This window comes from Corynebacterium sp. Z-1, from assembly GCF_031844665.1.
Taxonomy (GTDB): Bacteria; Actinomycetota; Actinomycetes; order Mycobacteriales; family Mycobacteriaceae; genus Corynebacterium; species Corynebacterium sanguinis.
Window position 1 is genome coordinate 1081478 of record NZ_CP134621.1, and the last position, 16056, is coordinate 1097533.

A 16056-nucleotide genomic window follows, 5' to 3' on the forward strand; every position below is an offset into this window, starting at 1 on the left:
CGCAAGAGAAAGTGTCATCACATGGTCCGCCGCCTGCTCGCCCCTCTTTTCGCCCTTATCGTCGTCATGGCGGGGGCGCCGCTCGCCCACGCGCAGGAGGACCCGAATTACATCTGGCGCACCGATCCGGTGTCCAAGGTGCTGGCCGGAAAGCCCGCGGCTGATCGCGTGCTTCACCGCGTGCCGGGGTCGTTTCACGATGCCGCCCCGATCGCCCCGGAGGCGTGGGACGCGCAGGTCAACCGCGGTAAAGCTCTGTACGGGCCGGGCACTCCGGTCTACATCAATGGCTCAGCAATGTGCACCATCGCCGCGGCCGGCTACGACGCCGCCGGCCGCATGGTCGCCGTCACCGCCGGCCACTGTGGCTCGGAGGGCCAGTCAGTGATCTCTGCCGACGCGCTCGGCGTGGGTGAATCCGGCCGCATCGCCGCGGTCAACCGCGCACTGGATTACGCCGTCATCGAGCTTTACCCCAACGCGGAGGTTAGCCGCACCTACAACGGCGTGACGGTCAACCACCTCGGCGCCGCGCCGCGCGCGTTCGGCCAGGTCGTGTGCAAGTCCGGCTACGCCTCGGCGCAGACCTGCGGCGTGACCTGGATCGACGATGGGGTCACCAACCTCAACCAGGTGTGCGCAATGCAGGGCGACTCTGGCGCGCCCCTGCTCGCCGGGGATTCCCTCGTCGGCATTATCAACGGCGGCATCATCAACGCGCCGTGCTACTCGCCGCTGCAGGGCCCGATCTTCTCCCCGACGTCCTCGGCGAGATTCGAGACGATCCTCGGCGCGATGAACAGCGGATCCGCCCCGGGCAGCGGGTTTAGGCTCCCGTAACTTCCTTCAGCACTGCCTCGTGGAGGGCCCCATTGGTCGCGACAGCGTCGCCGCCGTGCGGGCCCTCTTCGCCGCTTAACGACGTAAACGTGCCCCCAGCCTCAGTCACCAGCACCGCCAGCGCGGCCAAGTCCCACAGCGACACCTCGGGCTCCAAGGCGATGTCGACCGCGCCCTCAGCGACGAAGCAGTAGCTCAGGAAATCGCCGTAGCCACGCAGCCGCCAGGCCTTCTCGGTCAGAGCGATGAAGTTGTCGCGCAGGCCGCGCTCCTGCCAGCCCTCCAGCGAGGACATGGAGATAGAGGCGTCAGACAGCTCGGCGACCTTGGACACGTTCAGGCGCTTCAGCGCGCCCGTGCTGAAGGTGCGCCACGCCCCGGTTCCGGCGGAGGCGTACCAGCGGCGCGCCAGGGCGGGGGCGGAGATGACGCCGACGACCGGCTGGCCGTCGACAAGCAGCGCGATGAGCGTCGCCCACACGGGCACGCCGCGCACGAAGTTTTTGGTGCCGTCGATCGGGTCGATCACCCACTGGCGGCCCTCGATGACCGCCTCGCCGCCGAACTCCTCGCCGAGCACGGCGTCGGCCGGGCGCGCGGTCGCAAGCTCTGCGCGCAGCGCTTCCTCGACGGCCAGATCGGCGTCGGAGACGGGGGTCATATCGGGCTTGGATTCGACGTTTAGGTCGGCCGCTTCGAAGCGCTCGATGGTGATCCCGTCCGCGAGATCCGCGAGTTTGAGGGCGAGGGCGAGGTCGTCAGCGTAGTTAGACATGCTCAGAGAGTTTACCCGCCACCTCATCGACGATGAGCGGGTTGCCGGCCACGCACCACGCGACACCGCCGGCCTGAACCTTGATCGCGCGCCCGCCGACGGCTTCGACGAGCGCCTTGCCGGGCAGCCAGTCCCAGTCCGCCACGGAGTGCTGCAGCCAGCCGCCGATGCCGCCGGAGGCAACGGTGGCCAGGTCGACGGAACCCGCGCCCCACATGCGGATAGTGGCGGCGTCTTTAACGGCCGAGACCCAGGCCTGGCGAATCGACTCGTGACTCATCGAGCGCGGGTGCAGGTAGGTCGCCAGCGCGAGCTGGTCCAGCCCCGCGCTTTCAAGCTGTGGCAGTCGCTCGCCGTTGCGCGTCGCCACGCCGCCCGCCGCGAGCCAGGTCGTGGCAAACGCGGGTCGGTGCACCGCGCCGAGAATAAGCTCATCGGGCTCGCTGACATCGCCCGCAACGAGCGCGAGCGCGGAGCAGAAGTAGTCGGAGCCGTGGGAGAAGTTGTAGGTCCCGTCGACCGGGTCGATCACCCAGGTCCGCCCGCTTGTCGACGCCCGGGCAGCGCCCTCCTCGCCCACGACGCCATCGTCGGGGCACAGCGCCAAAAGCGCGTCGGCGACGAACTGCTCTGCGGCGCGGTCGGCGTCGGTGACCACGTCGGAGACGGAGGTTTTCTGCTGCGTGGACAGGCCGTCGTCACGCATGCGCAACGCGAGGCGGCCAGCGTGCTCGACGAGTGCCGCGGCGAGCGTGGCGTCGTCGGAATCGGCATGGGCGGAGATGAAGGCAGCAGTCATGCAGACCATTATGGCGCGTTAGCCAACCAGCTTCAGCCCGGCGATGCCGCCGACGACCATGAGTAGGAACGTGACCTTCAGGGGCGTGATCGCTTCTTGCCCCGTTGCAAAGGAGTACACAACCGCGAGCGAGGCGCCGACGCCGACCCACACCGCGTAACCGGTGCCGAGCGGGACGGTGCGCAGCGCCCAGGCCAGTCCCCCCATGGAAATCGCCAGGGCAACGAAGAAGACAACCGAGGGCACCGGGCGGGTCAGGGCCTGCGAGCGGTCCAGAGCGATTGCCCACACCGCCTCGAAAGCGCCGGAAAGGAGCAGAATGATCCATGCCATGGTGCGTACTTTCTGGCCGTCTTGTCGCGCTCCCGGGTACGGCTCCCTCGTCCGGGGCCCGCGCGAACGCGCAGGCTAGACTTACATGTTATGCAACCGGAGACCTCGACACGCATCCAGAACCTCGATTCGACGCTGACCACCATTGAAAAGGTGATCGACTTAGACGAGCTTGCGGCGCGCGCGAGGGAGCTCGAGCAGCAGGCCAACGACCCCTCGCTGTGGGACGACCCGGCGCACGCGCAGAAGGTGACCACGGAGTTGTCGAACGTGCAGGCGCGGCTGAAGAAGGTCGCGTCGCTGCGCGAGCGTATCGACGACCTTCCGGTGATGTACGAGCTCGCCGAGGAAGAGGGTGAGCCGGCACTGGTTGACGACGAGCTTTCCGCGCTGGAGGAGTCGATCGGCTCGCTCGAGGTGCAGACGATGCTCTCCGGCGAGTACGACGAGCGCGAGGCCGTGGTCAACATCCGTTCCGGCGCCGGCGGCGTCGACGCCGCGGACTGGGCGGAGATGCTGATGCGCATGTACACGCGGTGGGCGGAGAAGAACGGCCACAAGGTCGAGGTCTACGACATCTCCTACGCGGAGGAGGCCGGCATCAAGTCCGCCACTTTCGTGGTGCGCGGGGAGTACATGTACGGCCAGCTTTCGGTGGAGCAGGGTGCGCACCGGTTGGTGCGTATCTCGCCGTTTGATAACCAGGGCCGGCGGCAGACCTCGTTCGCCGAAGTCGAGGTGCTGCCGGTGGTTGAGCAGACGGACCACATCGACATTCCTGATTCCGACATCCGCGTCGACGTGTACCGCTCCTCGGGCCCCGGCGGGCAGTCGGTCAACACCACGGACTCGGCGGTGCGCATCACGCACCTGCCGACCGGAATCGTGGTCACGTGCCAGAACGAGAAGTCGCAGATCCAGAACAAGGCCTCCGCGCTGGGGGTCCTGCAGTCGAAGCTGCTTGAGCGCAAGCGCCAGGAGGAAAAGGCCGAGATGGACGCCCTCGGCGCCGGGGGTAACGCGTCCTGGGGCAACCAGATGCGTTCCTATGTGCTGCACCCCTACCAAATGGTGAAGGATTTGCGGACAAACTACGAGGTAGGCGACCCGCAGAAGGTGCTCGACGGCGACATCGACGGCTTTTTGGAGTCCGGCATCAGGTGGAGGATGGCTGAAGCCAAAGGGTAGGGTGTGACGGGTGATTACATTCACCAACGTCACCAAGGTCTACCCGACCTCGACGAGGCCCGCGCTTGACGACGTCTCCTTCACCATCGACAAAGGAGAATTCGTCTTCCTCATCGGCCCGTCCGGATCGGGAAAGTCAACGTTTCTGCAGCTGATGATCCGCGAGGAAAACGTCACCTCAGGCGATATCCGCTTCGACGATTTCCACGTCAACGCGCTCAAAGGCAAGGAGATCAACCGGCTGCGGCAGTCCATCGGCTACGTCTTCCAGGACTTCCGCCTGCTGCCCAAGCTCAACGTCTACGACAACGTGGCGTTCGCCCTGCAGGTCACGGGCAAGCCGAAGGCGGAGATTGCCAAGCTGGTGCCCGACGCGCTTGGGCTCGTCGGCCTCGACGCGAAGGCGAACCGTTACCCCCACGAGCTCTCGGGCGGTGAGCAGCAGAGGGTGGCGATCGCGCGTGCGTTCGTCGATAAGCCCCCGCTCGTGCTTGCCGACGAGCCCACGGGCAACCTTGACCCGAAAACAGCAGACGAGATCATGGCGCTTCTCACGCGCATCAACCGGCTGGGGTCCACCGTGGTGATGTCCACCCACAACGCGCGCGCCGTCAACGACCTGCGCCAGCGCGTCCTCGAACTCAACCTGGGCAAGCTGGTCCGCGACGAAAAGCACGGCGTGTACGGCGTATCGGGATCGGAGGCGCGCTAATGAACTTCAGTTTTGTGCTGCGCGAAGCGATCCGCGGGCTCGGCCGCAACCTCACCATGACCGTGGCGCTGGTGATCACCACCGCGCTGTCGCTTATGCTCGTGGGCGCGGGCATCCTGATCTCGCAGGCCACCTCCGAGACCAAGGCCCTCTACCTCGACCGCGTCGAGGTGATGATCGAATTGGACGAGGAGATTTCCGCCAACGACACCGACTGCTCCTCGCCCGCCTGCCGCGAAGTGCGTGATCGCCTGCAGGAGAGCAACGGGGTGGAGCAGGTTACCTTCCGCTCGCGCCAGCAGTCCTACGACCGATTCGTCGAACTGTTCCAGGACACCGATCCTGATCTCGTGCGCGAAACCACGCCCGACGCGCTTCCCGCGGCGTTGCACGTACGACTGACCGATCCGGCGGACACCCGCCCGGTGCAGCAGGTCGCCGACATGCCGCAGGTGACCGTCATCACCGACCAGGCCGACACCGTTCGCGAGGCCGCCGGCACGATGGACACCTTCCGCAACGTCACCTTCGTCGTCGCGGCGGCGCAGGCGGTGGCGGCACTGTTCCTGATCTCCAACATGGTGCAGCTCGCCGCATTCAATCGCCGCGAGCAGATCGGCATCATGCGCATGGTCGGCGCCTCGCGCTGGTTCACCCAGGCCCCGTTCGTCCTTGAGGCGGTGGTCTCCGTGCTGATCGGCGGGGTGATCGCCACCGTCGGCGCGTGGCTGGCAAAGCGCTTCCTCGTCGACCCGATGCTGGGCGACCTCTACGCCTCCCAGCTCATCGCGCGCGTGCCGGACTCCGCAGTCTGGGTAACCATGCCGCTTGTCACCCTCGCGGCGATGGTGCTCGGAGGTGTCGCAGCACAGGTGGCACTGCGTTCCTACGTGAGGAAGTAAACGGGTAAACTTAACCCGACTATGGCGAAGAAGAAGAAAAAATCACCCTCCGGAAACGTCGTTGCGACGAACCGGAAAGCTCGCCACGACTACACCATCCTGGATACCTGGGAGACCGGCATCGTGCTTGTGGGCACGGAGATCAAGTCGCTGCGCGACGGCAAGGCCAGCCTCGTCGAGGCCTTTGCCACCATCGACAACGGGGAAGTGTGGCTGCGCAACCTGCACATCCCCGAGTACGCGATGGGATCGTGGACGAACCACTCGCCGCGACGCACCCGCAAGCTGCTCATGCACCGTAGCGAGATCGATTCCATCGAAGGCAAGGTCCGCGACGGCAACCGCACGCTCGTGCCATTGTCCATTTACCTGAAAGAGGGCAAGGCCAAGGTGGAACTCGGGCTGGCGCAAGGTAAGCAGGATTACGACAAGCGCCAGGCGATTAAGAAGCGCACCGAGGACCGCGAGATCGCGCGCGACCTGGGCAAGAAGTTCAAGGGGATCAAGGCGTGAAGAAGGCACTTATCACAGGGGCGTCCCGCGGCATCGGCCGCGCGATTGCCCAGGAGCTCTCCACCGACCACCACATCTACGTCGGTGCTTCCCGCGATGCTGCGGCGGTCGTCGAGACGCTGCCCAGCGCCGAACCTTTCGAGGTTGACCTGCGCGACCCTGCCGCCATTTCCGCTGCCTGCGCCCGCATCGGGGAGCTTGACGTGCTTGTCCACGCCGCCGGGGTTTACCCGAAGGGGCCGTTCGATCAGCTTGACGACGCCCACTGGCGCGACGGCTTTGAGGTGAACTTCTTCGCCGCGGTCCAGCTCGTGCGCGAGCTTGTGCCCGCTTTACGACGCTCGCGTGGACTGATCATCACCATCAACTCCGGCGCCGGCTTCCACGGCGTCGACCAGGGCAGCGTGTACTGCTCGACAAAGTACGCGCTGAAAGGGTTCACCGACGTGCTGCGGTTGGAGGAGCAGGGGCGCGTGGGCGTGACCTCCCTGCACCCCGGGCCAACTGACACGGACATGATTGCCGCCGATGACCGGGTAAAGATGGACCCGGTAGACGTTGCACGCGCGGCCCGTCTGGCCGTGGACTTGAGCCCGGAAACGGTGATCGACTTCCTGCGTGTGACCCCCTTGCGCAAATCCTGAGTGAGGCGTAGGGTTAACCCTCCTACGGTTCCCGTAGTTAATGGGGTTGATTTTTGGTTTCGACTTCATTGACCAAGCCAGGGGAAGCGTGCCGGTGCAGGCTGGAGACCACCGTGAGCGTCGCAGCAAACAATAAACGCAGAGAAGACCTCTCAGCGTGACTACGCCCTCGCTGCCTAAGAGCTAGCGACTAGCGTGTCTGTCAGGCCGGGCCCGTTCCCAGCCCGGTACCTGGCATCGACTTAGGGAACTTGCCCAAGGGCCGTGCCAGTGCGGCCCGCGGGGACTTTTCACACTGGCTGGGCCCGTCAACCGGACATGTTCGCCTGATCCGGTGGGTCGAGCAGAGACGATGCGCGAACTGCGCACGGAGAAGCCCTGGCGAGGTGATGAAGGACCCGGGTTCGATTCCCGGCAGCTCCACCGGTAGCAAACCCCCTGATCGGAAATGATCGGGGGGTTTGTTCTATTTCTCCTGGTCAACAGTGTGATGGCCTTGTGGAACTTGCGCGTAGTTAGCAACTCCACACGGCACCGGTGGGGCAGCGTCCACCGCCACGCCGACATTGCGAACCCATGTCACTCTTGCGGATTTCGGGGTGGGTGAAGCGACGCGAGAGGCGGTCAAGGCGAATGCAACGGCACCTGCAAACCCGCACCAGACAGAACTAATCTCTGCTGCAACGTGCGGGGTGCGTTCACTCTAGTAGCGTACAGCGCCAAAAACGGCCGTCTGCACAATCTGATCCACGTCAGCGGCTGGGTACCGAACCGGCGCCTCGCCGTCCCGCAACGCCTCCGCTAACGCACCAGTCGCCCACTTAGCCCACTCGCCGGCCGCTCGAGCGACCTGATCTACGTCGGCGATACGGTTCACCCCGGATTCGTCGGTGAAAGCTACCTTCGACGGCTTACCGGATGCAGCGTCGGTTTCCGCCACGACAGGACGCGACCAATACGAACACGCACCGGTTGCTACCCACAGAATCTCCAATGCGACATCGCGTGGTACCGACAAGACATACCTCCAAAGTGTGTCAGTAGCGGCCGAAAAGTAGCCCAGAATTGTGTGCTGATTATTATGCCTGACGCGCTGTGGCGAGTCGCGGCAACGAAATTCGGGAAGTGGAGGCCACCTTCCCACTTACCTTTTTCCGTACTCGCCGTGCGGTGGCGTGATTGCACACCTATTCTTGAGCCTGAAACCCGCCACACCAGCGAAAAAGGACCCAACCATGCGCATTGAAGCAATCGAGATTTCCCAGCACGAAGGCGACACCCTCTACTTCCGCACCGAGCACCCGGAGACGGGTGAAGACCGCGTGGCGCAACTGCGCGAGGCCATCGAGAACGGGACTGAGTTCACCGCCGAGGACCTCCTCGGTCGTATCCAGACGATTCATCCGGACAATATCGAGACCTGGGAAAAGCGCCGCGTGGAGGACACCGCGCTTTAGTCGGAGGTAGACGACTTCCATGGCTCGGCCCAACGACGATTTCTCGCACGTTCTAAGGGTCTTGGGTCCACCGGAGGATGCAGCGTCCACCGAGATCGTCTGGGGGCAAACGGAGACTTTCCGCCCCGAGTGGTGGGTTAAAAGCTGGCCGAGTAATCTACCGCTGCCTGATTTCCTGGCCAGGGATGACCGTTTCCTTTCTGTGTCCCGGCAGCGGTTGTTCGAACTCGGGGAGTCCGTAGAGACCGAGGCTGAGGCCGTAAGCTTCTACGTTGCCGTGTGCTCGTGGGGCGCTGGGATGAGCGCGCAGCAAACACAGCGGTGTCTTCGGCCTTTACACCAGCCCGATGCGCCGGCGAAGTTACTCCAGGGTTTGAAGGCCGCAGCGCTCAACTCAGCCGATGACGCTTACTTTGAGTTCAGGAATTACAGCAGGTCCAGGATTAAACACCTGGGGCCGGCATTCTTTACCAAACTGCTCTACTTTGCCTCGGGCCGTCCTTCACCAGCGCAGAATCGTCACCCCCTGATCCTCGATCGCAGGGTCGCGGACGCGATTGGATGGGCAAACACCTCAGGATGGCTAACCGCCGAATACTCGCGCTACCTCGACATCATCAAGCAAGTTCACGGGCAGTGGCGCCCGGACTTGCCCACCGACGTTATCGAGTACACCCTTTTCCAAGCTGGACGCTCCATTCAGGCTCCCAGCATTTAGCTCCACCCTGCAATAGGCGGCGTCCCAAACAGGTGCGGGTACCGGCCTACACTCGGGCCCATGCCCGAGACAAACCCGCTATTCCAACTCTCACAGACCCCGCACACAGAACTGCCGGGGTTTGCCCGCACGTTTCGACGCGGCGAGCTGACGGTGGGCCTGAGCCTGCCGATCGAGGAAGGTGCGGAAGAAAGCCCCGAGGATTCGCTCGACAATCAAGTGCGCTTGATCCGCAAGGCGGAGGACGCCGGGTTCGCGGCCGTCTGGGTGCGCGACATCCCGCTGCGGGTGGAGACCTTCGGTGACGTCGGCCAGGTGTGGGACCCGTGGATGTACCTGTCCTACCTGGCCGCGCGGACGTCGACGATCGCGCTTGGCACAGCGGCGGTTGTCGTGCCTTTCCAGCACCCGCTGCTCATGGCTAAGCGTGCGGCAACGCTGGACAGGCTCTCGGGAGGGCGGTTCTTGTTCGGAATCGCTACGGGGGATCGGCCGGAGGAGTTTCCCGCCTTCGGCCAGGATCGCGGGACCAGGGGAGACGTGATGGCGGAGCACCTGCGCGTCTACCGCGAGGCCATGACCACCAGTTATTCGCCGATTCGGTGGTCCGGCGGGAAGATGGGTGGCGCTGATGTCGTCCCTAAACCGAGCGCGCGGGAGGTCCCGCTGTTAGCCACCGGTTCGCTCCAGCAGACAATGCAGTGGCGCGCCGAGCACACGCACGGGTGGCTGATGTACCACAAGGGCCTTGAGATGCAGAAGGTCAACGTGGACAACTGGAACGCCGCCGTCGATACGCTCGGCGGCGGGTGGAAGCCCTTCGCCGAGTCGCTGTGGCTTGACCTGCATCCGAACCCGGACGCCGAGGCGGAAGGGCACCACTTCGGCTACCGGCTGGGCCGCAACGCGCTGATTCGTTTGCTGCACAAGCAGCGCGAGATCGGGATCAGTCACGTGATGGTCAACTTCCGCATCTCGGAGCGCGATGCGGAAGAGCAGATCGACGAGTTCATTCAGTACGTGATGCCGGAAATTACCCCCGCCGACTGAATTAGAAAACACTAGTGTAGTGTAATTCTGCGTTGGGCCCGGGGGTGAGGGTTGGCTAACCTGGGCCGCCCCCTTACCATCTCCAAGGTAACCCTAACCTAAGTTTTGAGAGAGAAAGGACGCGGACCTTGTCCCGTTTCAATACCCGAACCGCCGTAGCAGCGCTCGTCGCAGCCGTTTCGCTGACCGTTGTGTCCTGCTCCGGCGCGCAGGAGCAGGCGTCTGATGCCACGGACACCACGGCGGCGCAGGCCGAGAACACGGTCACCGTCGAAGACAATTACGGCGTCAAGGAGGTCCCGAGCCCTGCGCAACGCGTCGTCGCGCTGGACAACCGCTCCTTCGAGCTCCTGGACACCTGGGGCATTGAGCCCGTCGCCGCGGCGCGCGCGCTCGTCCCGGTGACCATCCCGGGCATCGGCGACAACGACAACATCGTCGACATCGGCAACCATCGCGAGCCCAACCTCGAGGCCATCGTCGCAGCCGAGCCCGACGTCATCGTCTCCGGCCAGCGCTTCCAGACCCACGACGCCGACATTGAGAAGCTCGTCCCCGACGCCATCCTGGTCGACTTCGAGCCGCGCGACGGCGAGCCCTTCGACGCCGAGCTGATCCGCCACACCGAGTCCCTCGGCGAGATCTTCGGCAAGCAGGAGGAAGCCGCCCAGCTTGTCGACGACTTCCAAAACGCCCTCGAACGCGCCAAGGCCGCCTACGACCCCGAGCAGACCGTGATGGCTGTCAACATCTCCGGCGGCGAGATCGGCTACGTCGCGCCGGGCGTCGGCCGCACCTGGGGCCCGCTGTTCGACCTGATCGGCATGAAGCCCGCTCTCGAGGTCCAAAACGCCACCGACGACCATCAGGGCGACGACATCTCCGTCGAGGCCATCGCCTCCGCCAACCCGGACTGGATGCTCATCCTCGATCGCGACGCTGGCACGCGCGACGACGAAGGCTCCCCGGCCGCGCTGAGCGTGATCGAGGATTCTGCGCCGCTGCAAAACGCCACGGCAGTCAAGGAGGGCCAGCTCTACGTTGCGCCCGCGGACACCTACACCAACGAGTCCATCATCACCTACACCGAGATCCTCAACGACATCGCCGATCAGTTCGAGGCCGCCAAGTAATGTCCTCTGCCCCCACCGCCACCCGCCCGGCACTTCTCGACTGGAAGTTCCTGGCGGGTGCTGGTGTTGTCGTCGCCCTGCTTTTCGCCTCTTTGGCGGTGGGGCAGTACGACATCCTCGGTGCCGAGGACGGGTGGGCCATGTTCAACGCCACCCGCGTGCCGCGCACCATCGCCCTCATACTCGCCGGCGCGGCCATGGCGATGAGCGGGTTGATCATGCAGATGCTCACCCAAAACCGCTTCGTCGAACCCACCACCACCGGAACCACCGAGTGGGCTGGCCTGGGGCTCTTGGCCACAATGGTGTTCGCGCCGAACGCCTCCATCCTGGTGCGCATGATCGTGGCAGTGGCCTTCGCGTTCGTGGGCACCATGGTGTTCTTCGCCTTCCTGCGACGCGTGACGCTGCGCTCGAGCCTCATCGTGCCGATCGTCGGCATCATGCTGGGTGCGGTGGTCAGCTCCGTGTCAACCTTCTGGGCGCTGCAGACGCAACTTTTGCAGTCCTTGGGCGTGTGGTTCGCGGGCTCGTTCACCAGCGTCATTGCCGGACAGTACGAGGTCTTGTGGATCGTCCTATTCGTCGTCGCCGTGGTGTTCTTCTACGCAGATCGCCTCACCGCCGCCGGCCTGGGTGAGGACGTGGCCACCAACATCGGGCTGAACTACAACCGCATCGTGCTCGTGGGCACCTCGCTGGTGGCAATCGCCGCCGGTGTGGTCACCGTTGTGGTCGGCTACCTGCCATTTCTGGGCCTGATCGTCCCCAACATCGTTTCCATGATCCGCGGCGACGACCTGCGCTCCAACCTTCCGTGGGTGTGCCTCCTCGGCATCGGCATCGTCGCCGCCTGCGACCTCATCGGCCGCACCATCATCGCGCCGTTCGAGATGCCGGTCTCGGTGATTCTCGGTCTCGTTGGCGCGATCGTGTTCATCGCGCTGATTATCAGGCAGGCCCGCCATGGGTAGCGCGGTTCGTAACGTCGGCGCATTTCAGACGTCGAAAAGCAAGAGGCGCTATTTTGTCGCGCTCGGCGTGCTGGCTGTGCTCGCCGTGGTCTTCACCGCGGGGCTGATCGCGTGGGACAACCCCGTGGCTTTTGGTACTCGCGCGTATTGGCTGATCGCGGAGCGGCGCTTGAATGCGGTGATCGCGATGGCGGTGGTTGCTGTATGCCAAGGCGTTGCGACGGTCGCTTTCCAAACCGTGACCAACAACCGGATTCTTACCCCTTCCATCATGGGATTTGAGTCCCTCTATATCGCGATCAACACCGCCACAATTTACTTCCTCGGGGCCTCCGGCTTGCTGGCCTCGCGCACGCTCGAGACGTTCGTGCTGCAGCTCGTGCTCATGGTGGGCCTTTCCTTGGTGCTCTACTCCTGGCTGCTGACCGACAACGCCGCCAACTTGCACGCGATGCTGCTCGTCGGCATCGTCATCGGCGGGGGCCTGGGCAGTTTATCGACGTTCATGCAACGCATGCTCACGCCCAGCGAGTTCGACGTGCTCACCGCCCGGCTTTTCGGCTCCGTCAACAACGCGGACCCGGACTTTTACCCCGTGGCGATTCCGCTCGTGCTCATCGCCGTGACGTTGGTGTTGTTGAACTCCCGCCGGCTCAACGTCATCTCGCTCGGCCGCGACGTCACCGTCAACCTCGGGGTGGGATTCCGGAAAAACGCCATCTACACGCTGATCCTGGTGTCCATCCTGATGGCGGTGTCCACGGCGCTGGTCGGGCCGATGACCTTCCTCGGGTTCCTCGTGGCCACGCTTGCGTACCAGTTCACTAACACCTACGACCACCGTTATGTCTTCCCCATGGCGATCGTGGTCGGATACGTCGTGCTCACCGGGGCCTACTTCATCATGAACCACATCTTCTATGCTCAAGGCGTGGTTTCGATCATCATCGAGCTGGTGGGAGGAATCACCTTCCTGGTCGTGATCCTGAGAAAGGGACGCTTGTGATTACCCTGACCGATGTCCGCAAGGCCTACGGTGACGACGTCGCCATCGGCCCCGTCAACCTGCAAATCCCCGCAGGTGGAATCACCGCTTTGGTGGGGCCAAACGGCGCGGGCAAGTCGACTCTTCTGACAATGGTTGGAAGGCTTCTCTCGCTCGACGAGGGCACCGTGGAAATCGGTTCGATGGACGTGACGCAGACCAAGTCGAAGGACCTTGCGAAGACGATCTCGATCCTGCGCCAAGAAAACCACTTTGTCACCCGTCTCACCGTGCGCCAGCTTGTCGGCTTCGGACGCTTCCCGTACTCGCGCGGCCGGCTTACTGCGGAGGACGAGGACATTATTACCAAATACGTCGACTTTCTTGGCCTGAGCTCGCTGGAGAACCGGTATCTCGACCAGCTCTCTGGCGGCCAGCGCCAGCGTGCCTACGTCGCGATGGTGCTTTGCCAGGAGACGGATTACGTGCTTCTCGACGAGCCCCTGAACAACTTGGACATTGCCCATTCCGTTGACATGATGAAGCACCTCTACGATGCAGCGCACGAGCTGGGGCGCACGATCATCATCGTGCTGCACGACATCAATTTCGCGGCACGCTACGCCGACTTCATTTGCGCCGCCAAAGACGGGCAGATCGTGGCGTTCGGCACCCCGGCGGAAATCATGCGTGATGACCTTCTCACCGAGATCTTCAATACCGGGGTGAAAGTGATTGAAGGGCCCCACGGACCGCTCGCTACCTACCACTAAACACCCCGCTTGTGCTGGGGATTTGTGTTGTGTGTGGTGGGTTGGTTAGTGTGTTGTTCCGCTGCTTGTTGAGGTTGCTTTTGGGTTAACTTCTGGTGGCGGGTGAATTTCATGGCTGTTTGACTTTGTGTTGGGTGGTTGTGTAGATTCATTTTTCCGCGGTTGTTGTGTGGCCGTGGGTGTGTTGTGTGAGAACTCGATAGTGTGCCAATGTACTTTTTTTGTTTTTGTTTGTGGTTTGTTTTGGTGTGCATTGTGGCGTGTTCTGCCTGCGCTTTGTGGTGTGGGTGGGTGTGTGCTGGTGGTGGTGTCGTGAACCTTTGATGGCGGCGTCATCTCGTGGTGCGCATGTTGTGTGTCATGGTGTGCGGTTTGTTTGTTGAATGAATCGCGAATCACAGCTTCCTCTTTGTGGTGGGGGTTGTGGTGTTTTTGAATTGAAGGTTGTGCCAGTGCCATGTGTGCTGACCCTGCGCGTTTGTGTGTGGGGTTGGTGTGTGTGGTGTGGTTTGTTTTTGTTGGGTTTGGGCTTTTCACGAGTTCTGAATTTCTTCTTTTTGTGGAGAGTTTGATCCTGGCTCAGGATGAACGCTGGCGGCGTGCTTAACACATGCAAGTCGAACGGAAAGGCCACAGCTTGCTGTGGTACTCGAGTGGCGAACGGGTGAGTAACACGTGGGTGATCTGCCCTGTACTTCGGGATAAGCTTGGGAAACTGGGTCTAATACCGGATATGACCACTTTTTGGATGGGGTGGTGGAAAGCTTTTGCGGTATGGGATGAGCTCGCGGCCTATCAGCTTGTTGGTGGGGTAATGGCCTACCAAGGCGTCGACGGGTAGCCGGCCTGAGAGGGTGTACGGCCACATTGGGACTGAGATACGGCCCAGACTCCTACGGGAGGCAGCAGTGGGGAATATTGCACAATGGGCGCAAGCCTGATGCAGCGACGCCGCGTGGGGGATGACGGCCTTCGGGTTGTAAACTCCTTTCGCCAGGGACGAAGCGTAAGTGACGGTACCTGGATAAGAAGCACCGGCTAACTACGTGCCAGCAGCCGCGGTAATACGTAGGGTGCGAGCGTTGTCCGGAATTACTGGGCGTAAAGAGCTCGTAGGTGGTTTGTCGCGTCGTTTGTGTAAGTCCACGGCTTAACTGTGGGATGGCAGGCGATACGGGCATAACTTGAGTGCTGTAGGGGAGACTGGAATTCCTGGTGTAGCGGTGAAATGCGCAGATATCAGGAGGAACACCGATGGCGAAGGCAGGTCTCTGGGCAGTAACTGACGCTGAGGAGCGAAAGCATGGGTAGCGAACAGGATTAGATACCCTGGTAGTCCATGCCGTAAACGGTGGGCGCTAGGTGTGAGTCCCTTCCACGGGGTTCGTGCCGTAGCTAACGCATTAAGCGCCCCGCCTGGGGAGTACGGCCGCAAGGCTAAAACTCAAAGGAATTGACGGGGGCCCGCACAAGCGGCGGAGCATGTGGATTAATTCGATGCAACGCGAAGAACCTTACCTGGGCTTGACATACACCAGATCGGCGCAGAGATGCGTTTTCCCTTGTGGTTGGTGTACAGGTGGTGCATGGTTGTCGTCAGCTCGTGTCGTGAGATGTTGGGTTAAGTCCCGCAACGAGCGCAACCCTTGTCTTATGTTGCCAGCACGTGATGGTGGGGACTCATGAGAGACTGCCGGGGTTAACTCGGAGGAAGGTGGGGATGACGTCAAATCATCATGCCCCTTATGTCCAGGGCTTCACACATGCTACAATGGTCGGTACAACGCGTGTGCGACACTGTGAGGTGAAGCTAATCGCTCTAAAGCCGGTCGTAGTTCGGATTGGGGTCTGCAACTCGACCCCATGAAGTCGGAGTCGCTAGTAATCGCAGATCAGCAACGCTGCGGTGAATACGTTCCCGGGCCTTGTACACACCGCCCGTCACGTCATGAAAGTTGGTAACACCCGAAGCCAGTGGCCTAAACATGTTAGGGAGCTGTCGAAGGTGGGATCGGCGATTGGGACGAAGTCGTAACAAGGTAGCCGTACCGGAAGGTGCGGCTGGATCACCTCCTTTCTAAGGAGCTTATATTTTTTACACACCACACTTATTCTGACTGTGTTGGGGTGTGTGGTGTGGTAGTTGAGGTGCCGAGTGTGCGCCTGCTGCCGTGATGATTGGTTAATGAAATGTCCAGTTGTGGATGCACCCGTTGGGATGCGTTGTTGGTGCGTGCGTGAAGCGAACTGTTGTGCAAGC

17 protein-coding genes, 1 rRNA gene, 1 other RNA gene and 1 riboswitch are annotated in these 16056 nt (G+C 62.5%); of the genes, 15 read left to right on the forward strand and 4 right to left on the reverse strand.

Annotated features, from left to right (window positions below; genetic code table 11):
• Positions 1-21 precede the first annotated feature (21 nt).
• Positions 22-840, forward strand: a complete 819-nt coding sequence (locus tag RIU96_RS05305; RefSeq protein ID WP_259810307.1) for a S1 family peptidase — start codon at positions 22-24, stop codon at positions 838-840.
• On the opposite strand, the gene hisN is transcribed toward RIU96_RS05305, so the two are convergent.
• Genes hisN through RIU96_RS05320 form a run of 3 tightly spaced genes read right to left on the reverse strand, consistent with a single transcriptional unit; the run spans position 827 to position 2747 of the window.
• The gene (hisN, locus tag RIU96_RS05310) at positions 827-1615 is read right to left on the reverse strand and encodes a histidinol-phosphatase (protein WP_144317293.1); all 789 of its coding nucleotides are present in this window, start codon (positions 1613-1615) and stop codon (positions 827-829) included. The genes RIU96_RS05305 and hisN overlap by 14 nt on opposite strands.
• On the reverse strand, positions 1608-2423 hold the full coding sequence (locus tag RIU96_RS05315; RefSeq protein ID WP_144317292.1) for an inositol monophosphatase family protein: 816 nt from the start codon (positions 2421-2423) through the stop codon (positions 1608-1610). The genes hisN and RIU96_RS05315 overlap by 8 nt, the downstream gene beginning before the upstream one ends.
• Before the next feature lie 9 nt (positions 2424-2432).
• Positions 2433-2747, reverse strand: a complete 315-nt coding sequence (locus RIU96_RS05320) for a DMT family transporter (RefSeq protein ID WP_259813000.1) — start codon at positions 2745-2747, stop codon at positions 2433-2435.
• An 11-nt stretch (positions 2748-2758) separates the two neighbouring features.
• Positions 2759-2827, reverse strand: a riboswitch (guanidine-III (ykkC-III) riboswitch).
• A gap of 10 nt (positions 2828-2837) precedes the next feature.
• Between RIU96_RS05320 and prfB the strand changes: the two genes are divergently transcribed.
• The 13 genes from prfB (at position 2838) to RIU96_RS05385 (ending at position 13796) form a co-directional block, all read left to right on the forward strand.
• Positions 2838-3935 carry a peptide chain release factor 2 gene (gene prfB / locus RIU96_RS05325; protein WP_259916642.1) on the forward strand — a complete coding sequence of 366 codons (1098 nt, stop codon included), beginning with the start codon at positions 2838-2840 and terminating at the stop codon, positions 3933-3935.
• A gap of 10 nt (positions 3936-3945) precedes the next feature.
• The gene (gene ftsE / locus RIU96_RS05330; RefSeq protein ID WP_311205164.1) at positions 3946-4647 is read left to right on the forward strand and encodes a cell division ATP-binding protein FtsE; all 702 of its coding nucleotides are present in this window, start codon (positions 3946-3948) and stop codon (positions 4645-4647) included.
• Positions 4647-5549 (forward strand): permease-like cell division protein FtsX, encoded by a 903-nt coding sequence (ftsX, locus tag RIU96_RS05335; RefSeq protein WP_006841191.1) that lies wholly within the window; start codon positions 4647-4649, stop codon positions 5547-5549. The genes ftsE and ftsX overlap by 1 nt, the downstream gene beginning before the upstream one ends.
• Before the next feature lie 21 nt (positions 5550-5570).
• A complete protein-coding gene (gene smpB / locus RIU96_RS05340; protein ID WP_311205165.1) occupies positions 5571-6062 on the forward strand; it encodes an SsrA-binding protein SmpB in 492 nt (163 codons plus the stop codon).
• A complete protein-coding gene (locus tag RIU96_RS05345) occupies positions 6059-6706 on the forward strand; it encodes an SDR family NAD(P)-dependent oxidoreductase (RefSeq protein ID WP_311205166.1) in 648 nt (215 codons plus the stop codon). The genes smpB and RIU96_RS05345 overlap by 4 nt, the downstream gene beginning before the upstream one ends.
• A 42-nt stretch (positions 6707-6748) precedes the next feature.
• Positions 6749-7132, forward strand: a transfer-messenger RNA (tmRNA) gene (ssrA, locus tag RIU96_RS05350).
• Between the two features lie 809 nt (positions 7133-7941).
• Positions 7942-8163 carry a flagellar biosynthesis anti-sigma factor FlgM gene (locus tag RIU96_RS05355; RefSeq protein ID WP_259791535.1) on the forward strand — a complete coding sequence of 74 codons (222 nt, stop codon included), beginning with the start codon at positions 7942-7944 and terminating at the stop codon, positions 8161-8163.
• A 19-nt stretch (positions 8164-8182) separates the two neighbouring features.
• Positions 8183-8881, forward strand: a complete 699-nt coding sequence (locus RIU96_RS05360; protein ID WP_259823908.1) for an 8-oxoguanine DNA glycosylase OGG fold protein — start codon at positions 8183-8185, stop codon at positions 8879-8881.
• 60 nt (positions 8882-8941) lie between these two features.
• The gene (locus tag RIU96_RS05365) at positions 8942-9931 is read left to right on the forward strand and encodes an LLM class oxidoreductase (RefSeq protein ID WP_144317287.1); all 990 of its coding nucleotides are present in this window, start codon (positions 8942-8944) and stop codon (positions 9929-9931) included.
• A gap of 128 nt (positions 9932-10059) precedes the next feature.
• A complete protein-coding gene (locus RIU96_RS05370) occupies positions 10060-11064 on the forward strand; it encodes a siderophore ABC transporter substrate-binding protein (RefSeq protein WP_288726014.1) in 1005 nt (334 codons plus the stop codon).
• Positions 11064-12038: an ABC transporter permease gene (locus RIU96_RS05375; protein WP_211346238.1), complete on the forward strand. Its 975-nt coding sequence runs from the start codon at positions 11064-11066 to the stop codon at positions 12036-12038. The genes RIU96_RS05370 and RIU96_RS05375 overlap by 1 nt, the downstream gene beginning before the upstream one ends.
• Positions 12031-13044 carry an iron chelate uptake ABC transporter family permease subunit gene (locus RIU96_RS05380; protein WP_259926902.1) on the forward strand — a complete coding sequence of 338 codons (1014 nt, stop codon included), beginning with the start codon at positions 12031-12033 and terminating at the stop codon, positions 13042-13044. The genes RIU96_RS05375 and RIU96_RS05380 overlap by 8 nt, the downstream gene beginning before the upstream one ends.
• Positions 13041-13796 carry an iron ABC transporter ATP-binding protein gene (locus RIU96_RS05385; RefSeq protein ID WP_144317285.1) on the forward strand — a complete coding sequence of 252 codons (756 nt, stop codon included), beginning with the start codon at positions 13041-13043 and terminating at the stop codon, positions 13794-13796. The genes RIU96_RS05380 and RIU96_RS05385 overlap by 4 nt, the downstream gene beginning before the upstream one ends.
• A 45-nt stretch (positions 13797-13841) precedes the next feature.
• Here the strand turns inward: RIU96_RS05385 and RIU96_RS05390 are convergent, their stop codons facing one another.
• The gene (locus tag RIU96_RS05390; protein WP_311205167.1) at positions 13842-14255 is read right to left on the reverse strand and encodes a hypothetical protein; all 414 of its coding nucleotides are present in this window, start codon (positions 14253-14255) and stop codon (positions 13842-13844) included.
• Between the two features lie 97 nt (positions 14256-14352).
• Here RIU96_RS05390 and RIU96_RS05395 point away from each other — a divergent pair.
• Positions 14353-15873, forward strand: a 16S ribosomal RNA gene (locus RIU96_RS05395).
• The last annotated feature ends 183 nt before the right edge of the window (positions 15874-16056 follow it).

Bases quoted from the DNA above. Each gene is read 5' to 3' on its own strand.
- RIU96_RS05360 (WP_259823908.1), top strand. From the start codon at position 8,183: ATGGCTCGGCCCAACGACGATTTCTCGCACGTTCTAAGGGTCTTGGGT.
- RIU96_RS05365 (WP_144317287.1), top strand. From the start codon at position 8,942: ATGCCCGAGACAAACCCGCTATTCCAACTCTCACAGACCCCGCACACA.
- prfB (WP_259916642.1), top strand. From the start codon at position 2,838: ATGCAACCGGAGACCTCGACACGCATCCAGAACCTCGATTCGACGCTG.
- RIU96_RS05315 (WP_144317292.1), bottom strand. From the start codon at position 2,423: ATGGTCTGCATGACTGCTGCCTTCATCTCCGCCCATGCCGATTCCGAC.
- RIU96_RS05305 (WP_259810307.1), top strand. From the start codon at position 22: ATGGTCCGCCGCCTGCTCGCCCCTCTTTTCGCCCTTATCGTCGTCATG.
- RIU96_RS05380 (WP_259926902.1), top strand. From the start codon at position 12,031: ATGGGTAGCGCGGTTCGTAACGTCGGCGCATTTCAGACGTCGAAAAGC.
- RIU96_RS05320 (WP_259813000.1), bottom strand. From the start codon at position 2,747: ATGGCATGGATCATTCTGCTCCTTTCCGGCGCTTTCGAGGCGGTGTGG.
- hisN (WP_144317293.1), bottom strand. From the start codon at position 1,615: ATGTCTAACTACGCTGACGACCTCGCCCTCGCCCTCAAACTCGCGGAT.
- ftsX (WP_006841191.1), top strand. From the start codon at position 4,647: ATGAACTTCAGTTTTGTGCTGCGCGAAGCGATCCGCGGGCTCGGCCGC.
- RIU96_RS05390 (WP_311205167.1), bottom strand. From the start codon at position 14,255: ATGGCACTGGCACAACCTTCAATTCAAAAACACCACAACCCCCACCAC.
- RIU96_RS05355 (WP_259791535.1), top strand. From the start codon at position 7,942: ATGCGCATTGAAGCAATCGAGATTTCCCAGCACGAAGGCGACACCCTC.
- RIU96_RS05375 (WP_211346238.1), top strand. From the start codon at position 11,064: ATGTCCTCTGCCCCCACCGCCACCCGCCCGGCACTTCTCGACTGGAAG.
- smpB (WP_311205165.1), top strand. From the start codon at position 5,571: ATGGCGAAGAAGAAGAAAAAATCACCCTCCGGAAACGTCGTTGCGACG.